Annotated in this window: 16 protein-coding genes; 6 read left to right on the top strand and 10 right to left on the bottom strand. The window is 39.1% G+C overall.

The window, feature by feature from the left end; translation table 11 throughout:
- Positions 1–94 precede the first annotated feature (94 nt).
- The 6 genes from FTT83_RS04410 (at position 95) to FTT83_RS04385 (ending at position 9,410) form a co-directional block, all read left to right on the top strand.
- Positions 95–898: a TnsA endonuclease C-terminal domain-containing protein gene (locus tag FTT83_RS04410; protein WP_180176254.1), complete on the top strand. Its 804-nt coding sequence runs from the start codon at positions 95–97 to the stop codon at positions 896–898.
- Positions 885–3,005 (top strand): Mu transposase C-terminal domain-containing protein, encoded by a 2,121-nt coding sequence (locus FTT83_RS04405; RefSeq protein WP_180176255.1) that lies wholly within the window; start codon positions 885–887, stop codon positions 3,003–3,005. Before FTT83_RS04410 ends, FTT83_RS04405 begins: the two co-directional genes overlap by 14 nt.
- On the top strand, positions 3,002–4,684 hold the full coding sequence (locus FTT83_RS04400; RefSeq protein ID WP_180081523.1) for an AAA family ATPase: 1,683 nt from the start codon (positions 3,002–3,004) through the stop codon (positions 4,682–4,684). Before FTT83_RS04405 ends, FTT83_RS04400 begins: the two co-directional genes overlap by 4 nt.
- Before the next feature lie 26 nt (positions 4,685–4,710).
- A complete protein-coding gene (locus FTT83_RS16300; protein ID WP_180176256.1) occupies positions 4,711–6,237 on the top strand; it encodes a TnsD family Tn7-like transposition protein in 1,527 nt (508 codons plus the stop codon).
- 5 nt (positions 6,238–6,242) lie between these two features.
- Complete coding sequence (locus FTT83_RS16215) at positions 6,243–7,862, top strand: Tn7-like element transposition protein TnsE (RefSeq protein WP_180176257.1); 1,620 nt, start codon at positions 6,243–6,245, stop codon at positions 7,860–7,862.
- Positions 7,863–8,033: 171 nt separating this feature from the next.
- The gene (locus FTT83_RS04385; protein WP_180176258.1) at positions 8,034–9,410 is read left to right on the top strand and encodes a phosphomannomutase CpsG; all 1,377 of its coding nucleotides are present in this window, start codon (positions 8,034–8,036) and stop codon (positions 9,408–9,410) included.
- A gap of 82 nt (positions 9,411–9,492) precedes the next feature.
- Here FTT83_RS04385 and FTT83_RS04380 read toward each other — a convergent pair whose 3' ends face one another.
- The 10 genes from FTT83_RS04380 to FTT83_RS04335 are packed head-to-tail and all read right to left on the bottom strand — an operon-like array spanning position 9,493 to position 20,040.
- Positions 9,493–10,026 carry a serine acetyltransferase gene (locus FTT83_RS04380; RefSeq protein WP_180081531.1) on the bottom strand — a complete coding sequence of 178 codons (534 nt, stop codon included), beginning with the start codon at positions 10,024–10,026 and terminating at the stop codon, positions 9,493–9,495.
- Positions 10,027–10,056: 30 nt separating this feature from the next.
- Positions 10,057–11,073 (bottom strand): UDP-glucose 4-epimerase GalE, encoded by a 1,017-nt coding sequence (gene galE, locus FTT83_RS04375; protein ID WP_180176259.1) that lies wholly within the window; start codon positions 11,071–11,073, stop codon positions 10,057–10,059.
- Positions 11,066–12,739, bottom strand: coding sequence for a glucose-6-phosphate isomerase (gene pgi, locus FTT83_RS04370; protein ID WP_180176260.1), 1,674 nt, complete (start codon positions 12,737–12,739; stop codon positions 11,066–11,068). Before pgi ends, galE begins: the two co-directional genes overlap by 8 nt.
- Entirely contained in the window at positions 12,739–13,995 is a 1,257-nt protein-coding gene (locus FTT83_RS04365) for a nucleotide sugar dehydrogenase (RefSeq protein WP_180176261.1), read from the bottom strand. Before FTT83_RS04365 ends, pgi begins: the two co-directional genes overlap by 1 nt.
- A gap of 11 nt (positions 13,996–14,006) precedes the next feature.
- The gene (galU, locus tag FTT83_RS04360; RefSeq protein ID WP_180176262.1) at positions 14,007–14,882 is read right to left on the bottom strand and encodes a UTP--glucose-1-phosphate uridylyltransferase GalU; all 876 of its coding nucleotides are present in this window, start codon (positions 14,880–14,882) and stop codon (positions 14,007–14,009) included.
- Between the two features lie 25 nt (positions 14,883–14,907).
- On the bottom strand, positions 14,908–15,528 hold the full coding sequence (locus FTT83_RS04355) for a sugar transferase (RefSeq protein ID WP_180176263.1): 621 nt from the start codon (positions 15,526–15,528) through the stop codon (positions 14,908–14,910).
- A gap of 20 nt (positions 15,529–15,548) precedes the next feature.
- On the bottom strand, positions 15,549–16,730 hold the full coding sequence (locus FTT83_RS04350; RefSeq protein WP_180176264.1) for a glycosyltransferase family 4 protein: 1,182 nt from the start codon (positions 16,728–16,730) through the stop codon (positions 15,549–15,551).
- 16 nt (positions 16,731–16,746) lie between these two features.
- Complete coding sequence (gene wecB, locus FTT83_RS04345) at positions 16,747–17,877, bottom strand: non-hydrolyzing UDP-N-acetylglucosamine 2-epimerase (protein WP_180176265.1); 1,131 nt, start codon at positions 17,875–17,877, stop codon at positions 16,747–16,749.
- A gap of 13 nt (positions 17,878–17,890) precedes the next feature.
- Complete coding sequence (locus tag FTT83_RS04340; RefSeq protein WP_180176266.1) at positions 17,891–19,003, bottom strand: NAD-dependent epimerase/dehydratase family protein; 1,113 nt, start codon at positions 19,001–19,003, stop codon at positions 17,891–17,893.
- Positions 19,004–19,005: 2 nt separating this feature from the next.
- Positions 19,006–20,040: a polysaccharide biosynthesis protein gene (locus tag FTT83_RS04335; protein WP_180176267.1), complete on the bottom strand. Its 1,035-nt coding sequence runs from the start codon at positions 20,038–20,040 to the stop codon at positions 19,006–19,008.
- Positions 20,041–20,055: the final 15 nt, after the last annotated feature.

The raw sequence follows: 20,055 nt of genomic DNA, 5'->3' as shown, positions 1-20,055 counted from the left end.
GTAAATATATTTAAGTTTGTATTTTTTTGCCAAATACAAAATTAGCTCCCTTCAGATATGATGAATTATCAACCAAAATCCACAGGTCTTCTGTATGGCAAAAATTATAAAAAACTATGAAGAATTAGTAACAGCAGGATATGGCCAAGGCCATGGACGCGATTATAAACCTTGCAAAACTGTTCAAAACTTCAGTTCAATTGGTCGCTCTCACAGAGTACAAGGTCGTGTCAGTAAACGTCTTCATCACTTATTTTCTGATCTAGAGCTATCCACTTTTTTACTACTTGATTGGAATCAGAAAGTTACAGATATTCGTGAACATTATCCTTTAGATATCTATGATCTTAACTCTATATGTTCTCGTTATCGGATGAAAAAGGTATCGGTTGATTATATACCGTTTACCCTATCTTCAGATTTTTTAGTTGATTTTGGCAAGTTTTCTATAGCACTTGACACTCTTTACAGCAAGGATCTGAATAAAGCTCATATTATTGAGACATTAGAAATTAAACGTCGTTACTGGGAAGAAGAGCACAATACTCCGTTCAAGCTGATTACTGAAAAAGACATTCCTGCGACGGTACTAGAGAACATTAAATGGCTGTATGTAGAAAAAAATGATCTTGAAATAACGAATCACATGATTGATCAAGCAGTTTATTTTATGGAAGAAATTAGCCAGTATCCTCAAAGCTCCTTAATCACCTTCTGCAAGCATATTGACCAAACTCAAAAACTGGATATCGGAACGACGCTCGCATTGTTCAGAAAACTATTTGCACTGCGAATACTGCAATTTAATTTAGAAATTTCGTACTTGGAGCTTAAACTCTCTGATATTCATGCAAGTAATTTGCTCCAGAATGAGAATACAGTCCATGCAACTAATTAATTCAGTTTACATCTTGAATTCAACACAATACCGAATACTCAAATTCCTACCGCAGTATACGGTATGGATTTCTATTGATAATAAAAATGCATTCCCTGAACTCATTTTATCCAAGGAACTTCAAACTCTCTCAGATGATCAAAGCCTGATACCAGCACAAGATCCTTATGAATACTTAAAACGATTAAACTTGAGTGAAGATTCTATTCAACTCAAAAAAAGAGAGGAAAACTTTTCAATTATTCAAGACCTTATTAATGATGAACAAGTTCTTATCAATGCAAAAATAAGAACAGCAAAAGTTAGAATGATACATCTGGAAAAAGAGGTATCAATTAATAAAATTCTACGACTACTAAGACGTTACTGGCAACGTGGGCAAACTATAAATGCTTTGGTACCGGACTATGAAAACTCAGGTGGAAAAGGCCAAAAAAGAGTTATAGGTAATAAAAAGATTGGCAGACCACGAATCTATGAATCAAGTGAAGGTAAGAATGTCACTGAACAGGTTGAATTATATTTTAAGAAAGCCATCGAAGAGTATTTAATTCCTATCAAAAAACAATCCATTAACGAAACTTATCTTCGATTTAAAAATTCATTTTCTAAGCAATTTCATCAAGTGCAAGCCGCAGATATTCCAACGTATACTCAATTCTATTATTTTTATAATACGCGATACAGAAATAAGAACAATTCCAAGGAAATTCTGACGAATCAGAAAACCCTGAAAGATCACAAACCTCTGACTTCAACAGCAACCAAGCAAGCAAATGGTCCTGGTGCGCGTTATGAGATAGATTCAACAATTGCTGATATCTACCTTGTATCATCACGAGATCCATCACAGATTATTGGCAGACCTACCGTATATATTGTTATCGATGTATTCAGCCGAATGATTACTGGGCTTTATGTCGGTATGGAAAACAGTTCATTTAACACAGCCATACAATGCCTCAGCGTTGCAATCCAAGATAAAGTGACATTCTGTCAGAGTTACGGCTTGCAAATACAATCGGAAGACTGGCCTATTTATGGTTTACCTAGTGCCATACTTGCAGACCGCGGTGAACTAATTGGATATCAAATTGAACTTCTTGAAAAAAACTTTTCTGTTCGAATTGAAAATGCTCCACCGTATCGAAGCGATGCCAAAGGTATTGTGGAGAGGGCTTTCGGAATCATTCAGTCACGCTTTAAATCCTACGAGAATATCGGTGTTGTTTCTGGATTCAAGGAAAAAAAGAAAGGCGGACATGATTATCGCCTAGAAGCTTGTCTGACTCTAGAAGAGTTCAGAAAAATCATATTAAGCTGCGTCTTATTACGCAATAATTTTGACGTTTTGACAAAATATGATCGCAGTGCCGATATGCCAACTGACCTGCCTTCTATCCCTCTTAAGCTCTGGCAGTGGGGCCTACAGCACCGTACTGGGATGTTGAGACAAGTGGATAACAAATCACTATATGTTGGCTTGCTACCCAGGATCGATGCGTCCTTAAGTGATAAAGGACTTAAAGTCAAAGGATTAGTCTATCAATGTCTGGAAATGCATCAACAAGGCTGGTTTATTCGTAACACGACCAAATCCCGCCCGAAAAAGTTGCGGATTGGTTTTGACCCATACTCAGTAAATACCATTTATGTTTTCTTTGATGAAAATAAATTGGAATACTGGGAAGCCCACTTAAGTGATGCCTCACGTCAATATCAGCATCTGACCTGGTGGGAAGCTGAACAAATTCAAAAAGCGATCAAAACTGTTGAAAAACAGCATTCGCAACTAAAGTCTGTAGCCATCAGTGAATTGCAGGATTTTACTGACAAAATCATTCATGCAGCACAGAGTCGCCAGGCTCAAGTAGGAGTACACCAACTTTCTAAAGCACAACGTACTCGGGATATCCGTCAGAATAAACAAGAAGCTATCCAAGTGGAACGTGCGGAGCATCTCCAGAACAGACCCAGCAATTCTATCCGGACTATCCATCCCAACCAAGACAATTCTCAAATATCCCAATCTGACAGCAGCAATCTGGATTTAACTAGTCAACCAGACTTAATGAGACAATTATTTGAAGAGGACGATGAAGAATGAATAATAATGAAATAGTAGTTAATACATCGATACAAGACATCTATGGGGATAATCCTCTCATTACTAAATTACCGCCTATCCTTGATACAAAATCAGTCATTAAACACCTACGGGGAAAACTGAAATTTATTCCAGAACAACGTTTCTTACCCCAACCAGAAAGAATCCATCTGATTGCTCAGCTGCCTCATGATTTTTTTCAACCACTGACCAAACATCTATCACTGGAACAAAAAATTTCTATCATGATCCGGCAAGGTTACGTGAGTAGAAACATCAATAATGGTGATAGACAAAGGCATTTACACGCCGCTTTTCAACAACTTGAACCATCAAATGAAAGTTCTTACCGATATGCACCTCCAGAATCAACTGCGACCAGCATGTCAATTATAGGATGCTCAGGAAGCGGCAAAACAACGACGATGAACAAGATTTTGCGTTATTACCCGCAAGTGATTGAGCATAAAGAGCTAGGATTAAAACAAATTGTTTTCCTTAAAATTGATTGCCCGCATGACAGCTCTTTAAAAAACTTATGTTCAAACTTTTTTAGAGCAGTAGATTTAGCGTTAGGAGATACTAACTTTGAGCATCGTTTCACCAGAAGCCGCTTAAATGTGAATGCCATGCTGCAACAGATGAAAATTATCGCAAATAATTATTCTATTGGACTTCTGATCATTGATGAAATCCAGCATTTGAATACAAAAAAATCTGGCGGGGCTGAGATCATTCTTAATTTCTTTGTCACGCTGGTGAATGTGGCATCGATCCCTATCGTGATGATTGGGACACCTAAAGCGAATGAAATCCTGCAAGAAGACTTAAGGTCAGCTAGACGCAGTGCAGGATTAGGCTCTTTAATCTGGGAACCTATGCGAAATGAAGCGCCTATTCCCGATCCTGGCGACCCTGATCAAATGATCATTTCTGAATGGTATGCCTTTACCAACAAGCTGTGGCAATATCAATGGATTCAACAACCAGCTGAACTGACCGATGAATTAAGAAACACTTGGTATTATTATACGCAGGGTATTCCAGATCTAGTGGTTAAGCTGTTCTGTCTGGTACAAATTCACGCCATCACCATCGGCCTGGAAAAAATCACCTCAGAATTATTTAAAAAGGTCTATGAAGAACAATTACAGCCAGTCCATGACATTTTAGATGCACTGCGTTCAGGCAATCCCGCACGTATTGCACGGTATTCTGACCTAACCATCCCTCAAGTTCAAATTGAAGAATATGTTGAAAAACAACGTTTTAAATCTGAATTAAAAATGGAAAAACAGCATAAAGATTTAGGACCGCATTATTCTACCCTCATTGGTATGCTGACAGCCTTTGGTCACCCGGCTGCTACAATAGAACAGTATGTTACTTCTACATTAAAACGATATCCAAACGAAAAATTACAGGTACTTCTCCAGCATATTTTAGAGATATTAGATAGCTCTTCCACTGAAGATGAACTTGAAAAAGATCAGATTACAACTCCAGTAAAGAAGCCAAGAGCATCACGTAAAGTGATGAAAGCAGAGGAATGGAAGAGTACTGAAGCGAATGATTTACGAAATTTTTTCAGTCAAGCACAAGAACAGGAAATAGATGTTTATGAACTATTAAAATCATCGAACTACTTGTTTAATCCTACACAGCCAATTTTGCATTAAGCAGAAAGAATGGAGGGTGAGACATCGTGATTTCGAATTTTCCAACCCCATATCCGGATGAGTTAGTTTACAGTGTGATTGCACGTTATGCAGTTCACCATGGAATTCTGAGTCCAAAATATCTCACAGAAGAATTATTCAATAGCAGGAATTTAACACCAACTTATGATTTACCTTCGCATCTAGACAGGTTGGCCAGTTATTTACCTGATCATTATGATGCGCATAGTCTCATTCAAAATCATACATTGTTCCCCCTGTTTCAGCCATTTCAACCAAATAGTGTTGTGAATTATGCAGTACAAGCTCTACGAAGTGAGCGCACTCAATCACTGCACACAAAATTGGGGAAAAATGCGTCACGAATCAAATCTGTAAATTTTTTTCGGTTCTGCCCTCATTGCTGGCAAGAACAGATGGAGCAATATGGTGAAGTTTACTGGAAACGCAGCTGGCAGATTACAGGATATGAATATTGTACAAAGCATGCATCCCCCCTTTTTGTAAGCTCTGTCTCGTGTAATGGACTAGACCGAAGGTACTATGTTGCTCATTTAAATGCTCTTAAGGACTCTATTCAGCTCGCATTAAATTCTGAGGACTTAAATAAGCATAGTGAACTTGCAGGATTGATTGAAGAACTATTGTCTAATTCAGACACAATCACTTTAAAAAACTTTTCTTCTATATCTGTCGCTTACTTCAATATTTTAAAAGATCGGAACTTACTTTCAGGTCAAAAAAATATCAATTATGAAAAAGTTCGTCAACTTGTTGTCGATTATTGGGGGGAAAGTTTTCTTCAGTACTATCACCTAGGTGATCTGCGGTCTGAGAATTGCTGGCTCAAGAATATCTGCAGAAAACACCGAAAAGCTTTTTCATATCTCGAACATTTGATCCTGATAAGGGCTCTGGTTCCCACATGCAGCCCAATTCACACGTATCAACAATACCTTGATATGGCGGCCACAGCTATAGAAGAACAAACCATCCCAGTCAATGTGAAACCTGAGACTAATCAAATATTTTCGGATGATCAAATCAAATGGATACAGTTAATTCAGGAATTACCAGTCAAATCAGCCCGCCAAAAAAATGGTGCACTGTATGCTCGTTTGTATCGTAGCCAAAAAGAATGGCTATTAAAGATCAATCAAACCGCTGTCATGGCACCACTCTCCCCACCCAAGCCACGTGTCGACTGGAATATTCGGGATCGTCAGTTTATGAAACAACTGATTAAGATACGTGATGAATTATTAGAAGACATAGACTCACCACAATGGACTAAAAAATTTTTGATCAAACAACTAGGTCATGTCAGCCTGATTGAAAAAAACTGGCATTTTCTGCCGTTGACTACAGCATTTCTAGATCGTTACGCTGAGTCTGTAGAGTGTTATCAAATACGTCGTCTTACTCGGACATTTATTCATCAACAAACTGAGAATAAGTACTATCCGCCGAGTGTCTTTCTACGCCTATCCGGATTAAGCCCAGAACGCTTAACGCCAGAAGCGCGTCGATTTTTTAATCATATAATGGGGTAAAAATAGTGAGGACGCTTCCTTTAGCCTGTGTACCAAAAGAAAACATTTACTATTATGCAACACAGATTACCCGTCGTGGGGCAACTCGTTTTTATATCGAGACAACTTTATGTGATGCACCTGATAATAGATATTTTGAAACTGAAATGCCAATTGAAAGCATCCTCTTATATCACTACAAAACACCGCTAAATCAAATTGAGCCAGTATCTCTAGTCAACCGCAAGCTCACTCAAATCAATTTGGGAATTTTGAACAAGACCAATGCAGAAAATCCAACTGTAAATACCCATCCGACATATCGCAATCGTCCCTGCTTCAGTTTCCAATATCACAATTTGGGAGATGCTTTGGATGGTTGGACCATTCAAATACCTAAACTGGTATTCGGAAGAGATCTCCTCTTCTCTCACCCATATTTTTTACGAGCGGCATTGTTTGCTGAAAGATACACAACTGATGTACTAATTGATCGCAATGAAAAGAAAGCATTTCATATTTTTATTGCACCGAACAGAAAAATAACCACAAAGGATTTAAAAGATCCTGTTTTTCTACAAAGACTAGCCTTAATCCTTTTATATCCTGAATTAAATCAGACTTTCTTAAGTGTGTATGAAAAAACCATTGCAAACCAGGCCCATTCACCAGCCTACCACTTTGATATGGATGCCCCTGTCCTAGACAACATGCAACTCGATGTGGATGGTCTCATGTATCCAGAAAAAAAGATTTATCGTATCGAGCGTATCAACACTTTCGAAAATTTAGAAACAGGAATAAAGAAGCCCATCACGTTTCATGTGGTCACTCAAAAACGTTTGGGTGAGATTAAAGATATTCTTGGTGAAAATAAGGGGGAAAAACCGTCAGGGAGTCAAGATAAATCCAAACTTGACAGTAAAGCTAATGCTGATATCGATCAGCAAATTACACAACTGCGAAATAAAGTGGGGCGCATTATTACTATTGAAGATTTACGCTTCTCTATACATGCTTCCCGTTCAGAAATTGCTGGTCAAGGAGGGAATACAGGTGGAACAAATGATTCAATAGAGCAAGGTTTTGCAGGTGGTGAAGCACAAGATGATGGCACTTTACCAGGTTTTACCATAGATTCAGGCACCACTTTTGTAGATGACCACCATCATAATTTTTTCCTGATGGTAAAAGAAATCGAAAAAAAGGGGTATAAAGTCGAAAACATCCATAATAAAGATTTCGTAAAATGTGGCAGATTTAAAGGACATAAACTCAAGAATGGTAAAAATCGCCGATTTTATATAACACTAATACTCGATCAGAATGATAATGAACTGTTTTACTTATGTGAAATAGACACATCAGATGGGAAAAAAAATATTTCTACACTCATGCTCAGATATGAGCATAATAGCAATAAACTCATGAATCGGCAGATAGAGCTTTTCAAAATTGCAATCCTGTCACAGTCTCTGAGTTGGCCTAAAGAATTTTTAACTAAAATACATGACATAAAGCCTTATACGATTAATCATCCTGCAAAAGACCTTATTGCCGTTGATGCTCGTTATTATGAAGACTGGGCAGAGCGTATTCTTGAGAAATGGCACTCAGTAAAAAATTCATCTTCACCAATCACATAACTCATACTCGACAATCTAGATCATGAGATTGAGATAAAAAAACCGATTGAACATCACATAAATAAGGCAGTTACAATCATGAGTGCATGAACTCTGATGAGAGAATTATGGTGCTATGATATGGTCACTCCTTCTGTTTCCCATTAGTTTTAAAGGATCTTGATAACTCACATGACAAAACTCACATGCTTTAAAGCCTACGATATTCGTGGAAAATTGGGTGAAGAATTAAACGAAGACATCGCTTATAAAATTGGCCGGGCTTATGGACAGATCTATCAACCTAAAACAGTGGTCATCGGTTGTGACATTCGTTTGAGCAGTGAAGACCTGAAGCAGGCGACCATTCGCGGTTTAAATGATGCTGGTGTTAAGGTACTCGATTTAGGCATGACTGGTACGGAAGAAGTCTATTTTGGAGCATTCCACCTAGACGTTCAAGGGGGCATTGAAATCACTGCCAGTCATAATCCGATGGATTACAATGGCATGAAACTGGTGCGTGAAAATGCCCGTCCGATCAGTGCAGATACGGGTTTAAAAGACATCCAGCTTTTAGCAGAATCAGGCGTATTTAAAGACGTTGAGCAAAAAGGGACGACCGAAAAATATAATATCCTGCCTGAATTTGTAGATCACCTCATGACTTACATCGAACCTTGCAAGATCGCACCCATGAAACTGGTGGTAAACGCGGGTAATGGTGCAGCGGGTCATGTGATTGATGCGATTGAAGAAAAATTCAAAGTCCTGAATGTACCGGTAGAATTTATTAAAATTCACCATGAAGCCGATGGCACCTTTCCGAATGGTATTCCTAACCCGCTGCTCGTTGAAAACCGTGACAGCACGCGTAAAGCCGTGATTGAGCATGGGGCTGACATGGGCCTTGCCTGGGATGGCGACTTTGACCGCTGCTTCCTGTTTGATGAAAAAGGCCAGTTTATTGAAGGCTATTATATTGTGGGTCTATTGGCACAAGCGTTCTTGCTGAAACAGTCGGGTGAGAAAATTGTGCATGACCCTCGCTTGGTCTGGAATACCTTTGATATTGTTGAACAATACCAGGGTGAATCGATCCAGTCTAAATCCGGCCACTCTTTCATTAAAGAAAAAATGCGTGAGCATAATGCTGTGTATGGCGGAGAAATGAGTGCACACCATTATTTCCGTGACTTTGCCTATTGCGATAGCGGCATGATTCCATGGCTGTTAGCGGTGTCGGTATTGTCTGAAACTCAAAAACCGTTGTCTGCTCTGGTAGAAGAAATGATTGCAAAATTCCCATGCTCAGGCGAAATCAACTTCAAAGTGGCAGATACCCAAACGACCATTCAAAAGATTTTTGATCATTATGCCGATCAAAATCCAGCAATTGATCAAACAGATGGTGTAAGCCTGGATTTTGGTGCATGGCGTTTCAATGTACGCGCTTCCAATACCGAGCCATTACTGCGCTTAAATATTGAAAGCCGTGCAGATAAAAATCCTGAACCGATACAAGATTATGTGGATGAATTGACCCAACTGATTCAAGGCAATCGTTAAAAATAAGATTGCAATGTACAATTGTATTGCCATCTTATAAAAAGAGCTCAAATTGAGCTCTTTTATTTTAAAAACTAGTCATTTAAATTTTATATCTTTTGTTCACAAACTTTCCTGGCTGTTCAAAGTTAAGTACCTTGGCATAGTTACCTGCAGCAGTTGCATTTTCAGGGATGTCTTTGGTCACTATACTGCCCGCACCAATCGTTACATTATTGCCAATTTTAACATTTTCAATAATGCACACATTTGGCCCTATATAGACATTATCTCCAATCATAGCCGCTGGACCTAAATTTGCCCCAATCGTGGTATATTGTGATAAATTCACATTATTACCTATCGTTGCCGTTGGACTTACCACCAATGGTCCACCATGACCAATATATAAACCAAACCCAATTTTTGTATTAGCATGAATATCAATGCCATATTTTTTCTTTTTATAATAAAAAACAGGATAGGCAATCTTGGCGAGCAAAGTTTTAGAACTGGCAATTCTAAGCCACACAGAAAAATTAAATCCTCGATTAAAAAAATAATTTTTAATAAAAGAACTTAGTTTTTGATTGCCTGTATATCGATATAAATCACTCAAAATTAATTTCAAGATCATCGAATCCACCTGTCTGTTCATGATCGGATCTTAGATAAACCCTTTCGGATTTTGCTTTTGCCAGTTCCAGCTATCAGCCAGCATATCTTCCAGAGTATATTGCGGTTTCCAACCTAACTCTTGCATAGCACGGGTATTGTCTGCAAATGAAGTCGCCACATCACCTTCACGACGCGGCTCAATGCTATAGGCGACCGGCACATGGTTGACCCGTTCAAACGTTTTCACTACTTCTAGAACCGATGACCCCTGACCGGTTCCAATATTCCAGGCACGACAGCCTTTTGCCATAAGGCGATTATTCAAGGCACACAAATGCGCATTCGCCAAATCCACCACATGGATATAATCGCGCACGCCAGTTCCATCAGCTGTATCGTAATCATTGCCGAAGATCGACAGTTTTTCACGACGGCCAACTGCGACTTGAGTGACAAATGGCATCAGGTTATTCGGAATGCCTTGCGGATCTTCTCCAATACGACCACTTTTATGCGCACCGACCGGGTTGAAATAACGCAGTAAGGCAATCGACCAGCGTTGATCTGCTAGGGACAATTTCTGTAAAAGCTGTTCAACAATCAGTTTGGTATAACCATAGTTATTACTCGGCATACCTGTAGGCATGTCTTCATTTAAAGGTGATACATTCGCCTCATCATACACTGTAGCCGAGGAACTGAAGACCAGATTAAATACCCCTGCGCGCTGCATGGCCTGTACCAGTTGAATGGAGCCAGAAATATTATTGTCAAAATAAGCCAATGGAATTTGCTGGCTTTCACCTACCGCTTTTAACCCGGCAAAATGAATCACCGCATCAATGTGATGCTGCTGAAAAACCTGATCTAAAACTTGTGCATCACGAATGTCACCTTGCACAAAAGTAAGGTTTTTTCCACAGATCTGTTGTACACGGTTTAAAGATTCTTCCGAACTATTGCAGAGATTATCCAGCACAATGACATCATGCTCTGAATTTAACAGCTCCACGCAGGTATGCGAGCCAATATAGCCTGCACCGCCAGTCACCAAAATTTTAGCCATGGGTTTTTCCTAATAGTATCTTTAATAAACCTTGAGTCGAGGCATCCAGCTCTGAAACATTCTGACTTTCGCCACTTAAAATCGGCAGCAGCTGATTGGCAATTTCCTTGCCCTTTTCAACCCCCCACTGGTCAAAGGGATTAATATTCCACAGTACTGACTGCACAAACACTTTATGTTCATACATGGCAATCAGCATCCCCAAACTATAGGGTGTCAGCTCTTTGAGTAAAATGGTGCTACTGGGCTGATTGCCTGCATATTGTTTATAGGCAGGTAAATCATTGAGTTCAGCCTGATCCAAGGCCTGATTGCCAAATGCCAGCAAGCGCGACTGTGCCAGACAGTTGGACAGTGCCAAATGATGCTGCTCGATCAAGGCCTCGGCATTGTCTACATAAGTAAATTGCTGGGCATTATAGCGTTTTACCGGAGCAATGAAATCACAGCTGACCGCTTGTGTGCCTTGATGCAATAACTGGTAGAAAGCATGCTGGGCATTCGGTCCAACCTCGCCCCACACAATCGGGCAAGTATTGGTTTCAACCTGCTCACCTGTACGTTGAATCGATTTGCCATTCGATTCCATTTCCAGTTGTTGTAAATACGAAGCAAAATATTTTAGACGGCCATCATAAGGCAAAATGGCATGAGTCTGGATATCTAGAAAGTTGGCATTCCAGGCACCCAGCAAGCCCATCAGTACAGGAATATTTTCATTGAAAGGAGCCTGCTGGAAATGTTGATCCATCGCATAAGCACCAGCCAGTAACTTCTTAAAGCCCTCAACCCCAATGGTTAATGCAATCGGCAAGCCAATACATGACCAGAGCGAATAACGTCCACCGACCCAGTCCCAGAGCAACAACTGATTTTCAGGCGCAATGCCCCATTCGGTCATTTTCTCGGGTTTGGTCGATACCCCGATAAAATGGTGCTTGAGAATATGCGGATGCTGACCTAAGGCTTTTTCCAGCCATAAACGCACGGTTTGCGCATTGGATAAGGTATCAATGGTGCTAAAAGACTTGGATGAGATAATAAATAAAGTGGTCTCAGGACGCAGCTGATGCAATAATGCCGACAACTGGCTGCCATCCATGGTCGATACAAAATGTATATTTAAAGGCTTGGTGGTCTGTTTTTTAAAATCGGATAAGGCATGACTGACCATCACTGGCCCAAGATCCGACCCTCCCACCCCAATATTGACCACATCCTGGATCACTTCTCCGGTCGCACCACGAAATTGACCGGCATGGATTTTTTCCACCAAGGCATACATGCGCTGAAGTTGCTCATGTACTTGCGCTGCAACGTCAGCATGCAGTTGATCATGCGGAGGCAAACGTAATGCCCAGTGCATCGCCGCACGCTGTTCGGTATAGTTAATGGCTTCACTGGAAAACAGCCGTTTAATCCAGGGTTTGAGCTGTTGTGCATGAGCCCACTCAACCAAATGGTCAAGTACAGCCTGATTGATCCGATGCTTGCTAAAATCAAAAATCACATTGTCTAAATTTACAGAAAATTTTTGAAAACGCTCATGATCTTCTGCAAAAAAATCGCTTAAATGCCTGTTCTCGTATTCATTTTTCAAGTTCAGCAGCTTGCTTAGAACGCTATCAATCTCTTCTACTGGATAAGGTTGTGCTTGATTCGTCATTAACGCCCTACCCCCATATAAGCAAATCCCTGCACTTTTACATAGTCGGGATCATAAATATTTCGGCCATCCAGAATCAGCGGATGCTGCATGATTTTTAATAAAGTCGGGTAATCCGGACTCCAATATTGTTTCCAGGCAGTTAACAGGCATAAGGCATGTGCGCCGTTTACGGCTTCATACTGGTCGGTACAATAAATCAGGTCCGCACGATGTCCATAGACTTTCTCAATTTCCGCCAATGCCTGCGGATCATGCAGTTTGACCGTCACGCCTTGCGCCCATAAGGCTTTCAGCATGGTATGAATCGGTGACTGCTGGATACGTGCTGTATTTTCTTTAAAAGAGGCACCCCAAATTGCCACCGTTTTAGCTTTTAAATTGCCATGGTAATAATTCCATAGTTTTCTAAACAGCAACTCTTTTTGCTGTTCATTGATTTCCCAAACCTGAGCCAACAGCTGACTTTTAGCCCCTGTCCCGGACACGGTATTGGCCAAAGTAAGAATATCATGCGAGAAGTTTTCTCCGCCAAAACCCGCTCCCGGATACAGATAGGACGACCCGATCCGGCTATCCGCTGCCATCCCCTGCCGCACATGCTCGATATCAATGCCCAGTTTTTCAGCCACGACAGCCAAATCGTTGATATAGCTAATCCGTGTTGCCAACATGCCTGAAATGCTGAGCTTGGTAAATTCGGCATCTAAAATGGGCATAAATAGATATTGCTGATGGCGTGGAAACAATGGACGCAGTAATTCCTGGATTTTGAGCTGAACCTTACTTTGCTCACAGCCCACAATCAACTGTTCGGCCTGAGTCATGCTGGCCAAAGCATTTCCCTCCTGAATAATATCGGGTAAATACACCCAGTCATCTTCAGGTAAATACTTTTGTAATTTGTCCGTACCGTGCAAACCTAGCGTGGACGCGTTAATCATCAGTTTAGGATGAATAATTTGACGCTGACCGATTTCTTTTAATATTTCAATGCCTAAATTTTCTTCAGTCGGATTAAAGCTAAAAAAATAGGCATCGATATCCAGGGCAATATCATTCAGGTGACAGTATTTTAAAAACCCATTTTTTTCCTGTTTATCCAGTAACTGTTTGACTGCATCATCTTGGGCATAAGCGTGTTCTAAAGCACTTTTTTTTAAAAAATCACACCAGTACACCTGATGGCCGCATTCAGCCAACAATGCTGACAGAACACCTGAGTACAGGGTTTGTCCAAATACTGCAACCTTCATCATTCACCGCCTTATAATGCAAGTTCCTGGATAAGTGCTTTAAAGTCCTCACCCAATTTAGGATGATCTACCCCATAATGTAACACGGCTTTGAGATAACCCAGTTTGCTGCCGCAGTCAAAAGTTTGACCTTTCATGCGATAGGCTTCAACCGTGTCCGTCTTTTGTAATTCCGCAATCGCATCGGTGAGCTGAATTTCGTTGCCTGCACCTTTGGGGATATTTTCCAAAAGTTGCATAATTTTGGCAGGTAACACATAACGCCCTACGACGGAAAGATTGGAGGGTGCCGTACCGACTGCCGGTTTTTCTACAATCCCTTGCATCACGCTACTTTCACCTTCTAAAGGTAAGCTTGCAACATCGACAATACCGTATTGATCGACCAGATGATCAGGCACTGCTTCCACCATAATTTGTGAAGCTTGAGATGAATTAAAACGCTGAATCATCAAACTTAGATCATTGACCAGATCAGAATCTTTCACCAGTACATCAGGCAGTAAAACGGCAAAATCCTCTTCTCCTATCACATCTTTAGCACAGAGCACGGCATGACCCAAGCCTAAAGGCTGTGGTTGGCGTACGCTGATCACACTGATATGGGGAGGCAAAATCTCGGTAATTTCTTTCAGCAAATCGAATTTCTTTTTGCTTTCAAGTGTGGTTTCCAGCTCAAAGTTCCGGTCAAAATAGTTTTCAATGGAAGCTTTAGATGAATGAGTTACCAGAATAATCTGTTCAATGCCTGCTGCGACAGCCTCACGTACAACATATTCAATGGCTGGACGGTCAACCACGGTCACCATTTCTTTAGGAATGGATTTACTGGCAGGTAAAAAACGTGTGCCGAGACCTGCAACCGGGAGAATAGCTTTTTTGATCATAAGATTTGACTTGCTAAAAATAAGGTTATTTCTGGGAAGAATCTGCTTGAGATATACTTTGACTGGAAAATCTTGTAGCACCTACTTCTTGATCTGGCGCATTAATGCCTTCTTTAGACCGCATAACTTTAACTGTTTTAATCATGATTTTAAAATCGAGCAATATCGATTGTGTATCGACATATTGAACATCCAGATCAAATTTTTCTTCCCAGGATAAATGATTCCGACCGCTGACTTGTGCAAGCCCTGTCATACCCGGCTTCACCTCATGGCGACGCATTTGGTGAGGAGTATAATGTTCAAGAAAGTCTTTCATTTGCGGACGCGGTCCTACAATACTCATATCGCCTTTTAAGACATTAATGAGTTGTGGCATTTCATCTAGCGTGGTAGAACGAAGTTTATGACCGAAGGGTGTTATTCTTTTTTCATCTGGTAAAGGATTTCCTTCTTTATCAAAAGCATCCTTCATAGAACGGAACTTAATCATTTTAAAAAGCTTACCATTTTTTCCTGGTCTCTCTTGCAAAAAGAAAATAGGAGAACCTAGATTTTTACGAACTTTATATGCAACTAAAATGAAGATTGGTGAAAGTATTACAAGAGCAATAGATGCAATAGTAAAATCCATTAGTCTTTTCATATCGACCCTCAAATTCCTATTTAATTTTGAATAACTTCATCAATGACAGTTATAATCTTTTTCATTGCTACTGATTCTGAATAATTTTCAATTAAAACTTCTCGAGGCGAAACATGTTTCATATTTTGAAAATCATTTTTGATTTTTACTAACATCTCAGCCAGTTTTTCTGGATTACCAGCAGGCACAACCCAGCCAATTCCATGTTCTTTTACCATAGATGAAACCTCTGAATCTTCATCCATAATTGCTAAAATAGGCTTATCTGCGGCCATCGAATAATAAGCCTTACTTGGAACACCTAAGCCATACATACCTTCTGCCAAAGTTACAATTGCAATATCACATGCACTTAAACCTTCCGATTTTTTAGAAGGATCTAAAGCACCAGTATATTTAATCTTTTCTTCATTTAATTGCATTAAGGCAGACTGCAGTTCTTGTTCATAGGCACCTGAACCAATGAATAGCATTTTGGGGCGATCATCAGGTGTGATAAGCTTTAAAGATTCTATGATGTTATGAATGCCTTGAACTCGACCTATATTGCCAAAAAATTGAAAAACCGGTTGCTCTTTTTCCCAATTTAATTTTTTTATAATCTCATTTTTTGATTTATCTTGAATTTTAATGTCATTATGGTCAATCCAACTTTGAACAATAATCGAATCATCTTTAGAAACCTTATGATCTATTAAATTTTTCATATCTTTGCCAATGACAATTCTTTTATCAGCATATGAATAAAATTTATCGAATAAATATTTCAAAATTTTATAAATAATATTGCTTGGTTTTAAAACTTTTGCTACAACCAAGTTTTCCGGAAATACGTCATGCACAAGTAGCACCCATTTAAATCTTTTAATTTTTTTACACAAGTAAATGACAGGTAAAAGAAAAATTGGGGTTGTACCAGTAAAAACTAGATCATTTTTTTTAACATGAAATAATATTTTTAATAAAAATTTAAATGAAACGATTAGTTCAAAGATTAACCTTTGGACTAATCGTTTCTTATTCAGGTTAACATCAGCAACGAGAATAGCATTTTCAATTAAATGATCAGGATCTTCCTTAACAATTAGTTGTAACTGCTCTCCATACTGTTTTTTTAAATTTTCATGTAACTTATGGAACAAATATCCAGTCGTATTTTGAGTCGGAAGAATATACTCCGAAACCAGAAAAATTTTTTTCATGTTAACCTGCTTTTTCTTAGTATTTCTTCCAAACTACACGATTAACGTAGTCTGTATAACTCAAAATGATACGCACCATTTTTTCACTGACATTTGGCATACTGTAATCAGCGACTAAACGTAATAGACGTTCTTCACCACGGGATTGATGACCTAAAATATTTAAACCTTGCAAAATACGCTCAGCTTTTAAGCCAACCATCATGACTGCGGCTTCTTCCATACCTTCTGGGCGTTCATGCGCTTGACGTAAATTCAAAGCAGGGAAATTTAGAATTGAAGACTCTTCATTAATGGTGCCACTGTCTGACAAAGTTGCCTTTGCTGAAAGCTGCAATTTATTGTAATCACTAAAACCCAATGGTTTTAATAACTGAATTAAGGGATGAAATTCGATATTCAACGCTTCAATACGCTTACGGGTACGTGGGTGGGTTGAAACAATCACAGGATATTGGTACTTTTCAGCTACTGCATTCAGCATCTGAACCAAATCCAAGAAGTTTTGATCCGAGTTAATATTTTCTTCGCGATGCGCACTGACAATAAAGTATTGATGCTCTTGTAGCCCCAAACGTTCAAGTACATTTGAACTTTCAATTTTTGCCTTATAGTAATTTAACACTTCAAACATCGGGCTACCTGTTTTAATAACCTGGTCTGCAGGTAAACCTTCTGCTAATAGATAGTCACGCGCAATCGTACTGTACGTTAAATTAATATCTGCAGTATGATCGACAATACGACGGTTAATTTCTTCAGGCACACGCATATCAAAGCAACGGTTTCCTGCTTCCATGTGGAAAGTTGGAATTTTACGACGTTTTGCTGGAATCACTGCCATACAGCTATTGGTATCACCTAATACTAAAAGTGCTTCAGGTTGTACTTCTTCAAGTACTTTATCTACAGCAATAATGACATTACCAATCGTTTCAGCACCCGTTGCACCGGCAGCATTTAAAAAATGATCTGGCTTACGAATACCTAAATCGGTAAAGAAAATTTCATTCAGCTCATAATCATAGTTCTGTCCGGTATGCACCAATACATGATCAAAATATTGGTCACATGCAGCCATTACACGTGATAGGCGGATAATTTCAGGACGCGTTCCAACAACGGTCATTAATTTTAACTTTTGCATAATCTTTATACTTTTATTGAGTTAATGGCATGGCATAGGTATCGGGTTTATTACGGTCAAAAATTTCATTTGCCCATAACATCACCACCATTTCTTCATCACCAATATTGGTAATATCATGTGTCCAACCTGGTACGGTTTCTACAATACGTGGGTTATCACCTGATGTTTCCAATTCGTAGAACTCTTCGGTAATCACATGTTTAAATTTAAATAGTGCTTTGCCTTTAATGACCAAGAATTTTTCAGTTTTACTATGATGATAATGCCCCCCACGGGTAATACCTGGATGTGCAGTAAAATAAGAAAATTGTCCAGCATCTGGGGTTTTTAGCATTTCAACAAATACACCACGCTGATCGCCATACTTAGGCACACTGTAAACAAATTGCTCCGGTGTGAAAAAGCTCAGATAGGTTGAGTATAAAGCGCGCGTTAAACCTGTACCGACACGGTCGGTAATTAAGGTTTCACGAGAGTGTTTAAAACCTTGAAGGGTATTTGCAAGTTCGCCCACAGTAATTTGATATTCTGGCTGGATGGCAAAAATTGACTCAACCTTTACTTCACCTTGAATAATATTCCAAAATGATTCCACCACATCATCCACATAGACTAGTCGAATGACCGCATTGGCATCATGAATTTGAATAGGTAAATCATGAACAACGTTATGGCAAAAGGTTGCTACAGCAGAATTATAATTTGGACGTGACCATTTACCAAAAACATTGGCTAAACGGCAAATAAATACCGGATTACCTTGCTGTTGATGTAAATTTTCTAAAACTTGTTCGCCACCCAATTTACTTTGACCATAAGCATTATCACGCTCCACCTGAATAGAGGATGAAAGAATAATTGGGGTCTTTTTAGCAGCTTGTTTTAAAATATTAGCAATCTGTTCAGTTAAGCTGACATTCCCATCTATAAATTCTTTTTCATTTACAGGACGGTTGACACCTGCTAAATGAACAATCCAATCGGCAGAAAGAACGACTTGCTGTAATTCTTCTGAAGTAGAAGAGCGATTGAATTTAAGTACCTCTACATCCGGTTTTTCAGATAAAAATTGAATGAGATTTTTTGCAATAAAACCATTTGAACCTGTAACTAAAATTTTCATGTTTAAGCCTCAGGATCAATATACTGACCTTGGGTTAAGGCACGAATAAAATCGAGTTTCAGGAGTAGTTTTTTCATACCTTCGACATCTAAACGCTCAGTATTATGTGAGTTATAATCTTCTAACTGTGTGATCTTAAGATCACCATCCTCTACATATTTGGCATAATTTAAATCACGTTGATCTGCCGGCACACGGAAGTAATTGCCCTGGTCAAAAGCAACTGCCATTTCTTCGCGGCTAAGCAATGCTTCATAGGCTTTTTCACCATGACGTGTACCCATAATCGAAATAGGATGTTGTGGAACATTTAAAAGTTCAGTAAGTGCTTGAGCCAAATCATGAATTGTTGCTGCTGGAGCTTTTTGTACAAAGATATCGCCATTTTCACCATGTTCAAATGCATACAAAACTAAATCTACAGCATCGTCCAAAGTCATCATGAATCGGGTCATATTTGGATCTGTAATGGTTAATGCTTTGCCTGCTCGAATTTGGTCGACAAATAAAGGAATAACTGAACCGCGGGAAGCCATGACATTGCCATAGCGTGTACAGCAAATTGTAGTTTCTGTTTCTTCTAAATTGCGAGATTTTGCCACAATGACTTTTTCCATCATTGCTTTAGAAATACCCATGGCATTAATTGGATAAACTGCTTTATCCGTACTTAAGCAAACAATGCGTTTTACTTTATTTTGAATTGCTGCCTCTAATACATTTTCAGTACCAATGACATTGGTTTTTACTGCTTCCATTGGATGGAATTCGCATGATGGTACTTGCTTTAGAGCAGCAGCATGGTAAATATAGTCTACACCACGTGTTGCATTTAAAACACTATTATAGTCACGTACATCACCAATATAGAATTTCAGCTTGGATGACTGGTATTTTTTACGCATATCATCCTGCTTTTTTTCATCACGGCTAAAGATACGGATTTCTTTAATATCTGTTGCTAAAAAACGTTTTAAAACAGCATTACCAAATGAACCTGTACCACCAGTGATTAAAAGAGTTTTATTTTTAAACACAAAAAAATCCTATTT

Source organism: Acinetobacter sp. YH01018 (assembly GCF_013420295.1).
Classification (GTDB): Bacteria; Pseudomonadota; Gammaproteobacteria; order Pseudomonadales; family Moraxellaceae; genus Acinetobacter.
The sequence above is the reverse complement of the archived record's forward strand: the minus strand, read 5'-3'. Positions and strand labels throughout refer to the sequence as shown.

What these genes read in the sequence shown, in the direction of transcription:
- FTT83_RS04340 (WP_180176266.1), bottom strand. Translation starts at nt 19,003, where the DNA reads ATGAAAATTTTAGTTACAGGTTCAAATGGTTTTATTGCAAAAAATCTC.
- FTT83_RS04385 (WP_180176258.1), top strand. Translation starts at nt 8,034, where the DNA reads ATGACAAAACTCACATGCTTTAAAGCCTACGATATTCGTGGAAAATTG.
- pgi (WP_180176260.1), bottom strand. Translation starts at nt 12,739, where the DNA reads ATGACGAATCAAGCACAACCTTATCCAGTAGAAGAGATTGATAGCGTT.
- galU (WP_180176262.1), bottom strand. Translation starts at nt 14,882, where the DNA reads ATGATCAAAAAAGCTATTCTCCCGGTTGCAGGTCTCGGCACACGTTTT.
- FTT83_RS04380 (WP_180081531.1), bottom strand. Translation starts at nt 10,026, where the DNA reads ATGATCTTGAAATTAATTTTGAGTGATTTATATCGATATACAGGCAAT.
- wecB (WP_180176265.1), bottom strand. Translation starts at nt 17,877, where the DNA reads ATGCAAAAGTTAAAATTAATGACCGTTGTTGGAACGCGTCCTGAAATT.
- FTT83_RS04355 (WP_180176263.1), bottom strand. Translation starts at nt 15,528, where the DNA reads ATGAAAAGACTAATGGATTTTACTATTGCATCTATTGCTCTTGTAATA.
- FTT83_RS04350 (WP_180176264.1), bottom strand. Translation starts at nt 16,730, where the DNA reads ATGAAAAAAATTTTTCTGGTTTCGGAGTATATTCTTCCGACTCAAAAT.
- FTT83_RS04365 (WP_180176261.1), bottom strand. Translation starts at nt 13,995, where the DNA reads ATGAAGGTTGCAGTATTTGGACAAACCCTGTACTCAGGTGTTCTGTCA.
- FTT83_RS04405 (WP_180176255.1), top strand. Translation starts at nt 885, where the DNA reads ATGCAACTAATTAATTCAGTTTACATCTTGAATTCAACACAATACCGA.
- FTT83_RS04410 (WP_180176254.1), top strand. Translation starts at nt 95, where the DNA reads ATGGCAAAAATTATAAAAAACTATGAAGAATTAGTAACAGCAGGATAT.
- FTT83_RS04400 (WP_180081523.1), top strand. Translation starts at nt 3,002, where the DNA reads ATGAATAATAATGAAATAGTAGTTAATACATCGATACAAGACATCTAT.
- galE (WP_180176259.1), bottom strand. Translation starts at nt 11,073, where the DNA reads ATGGCTAAAATTTTGGTGACTGGCGGTGCAGGCTATATTGGCTCGCAT.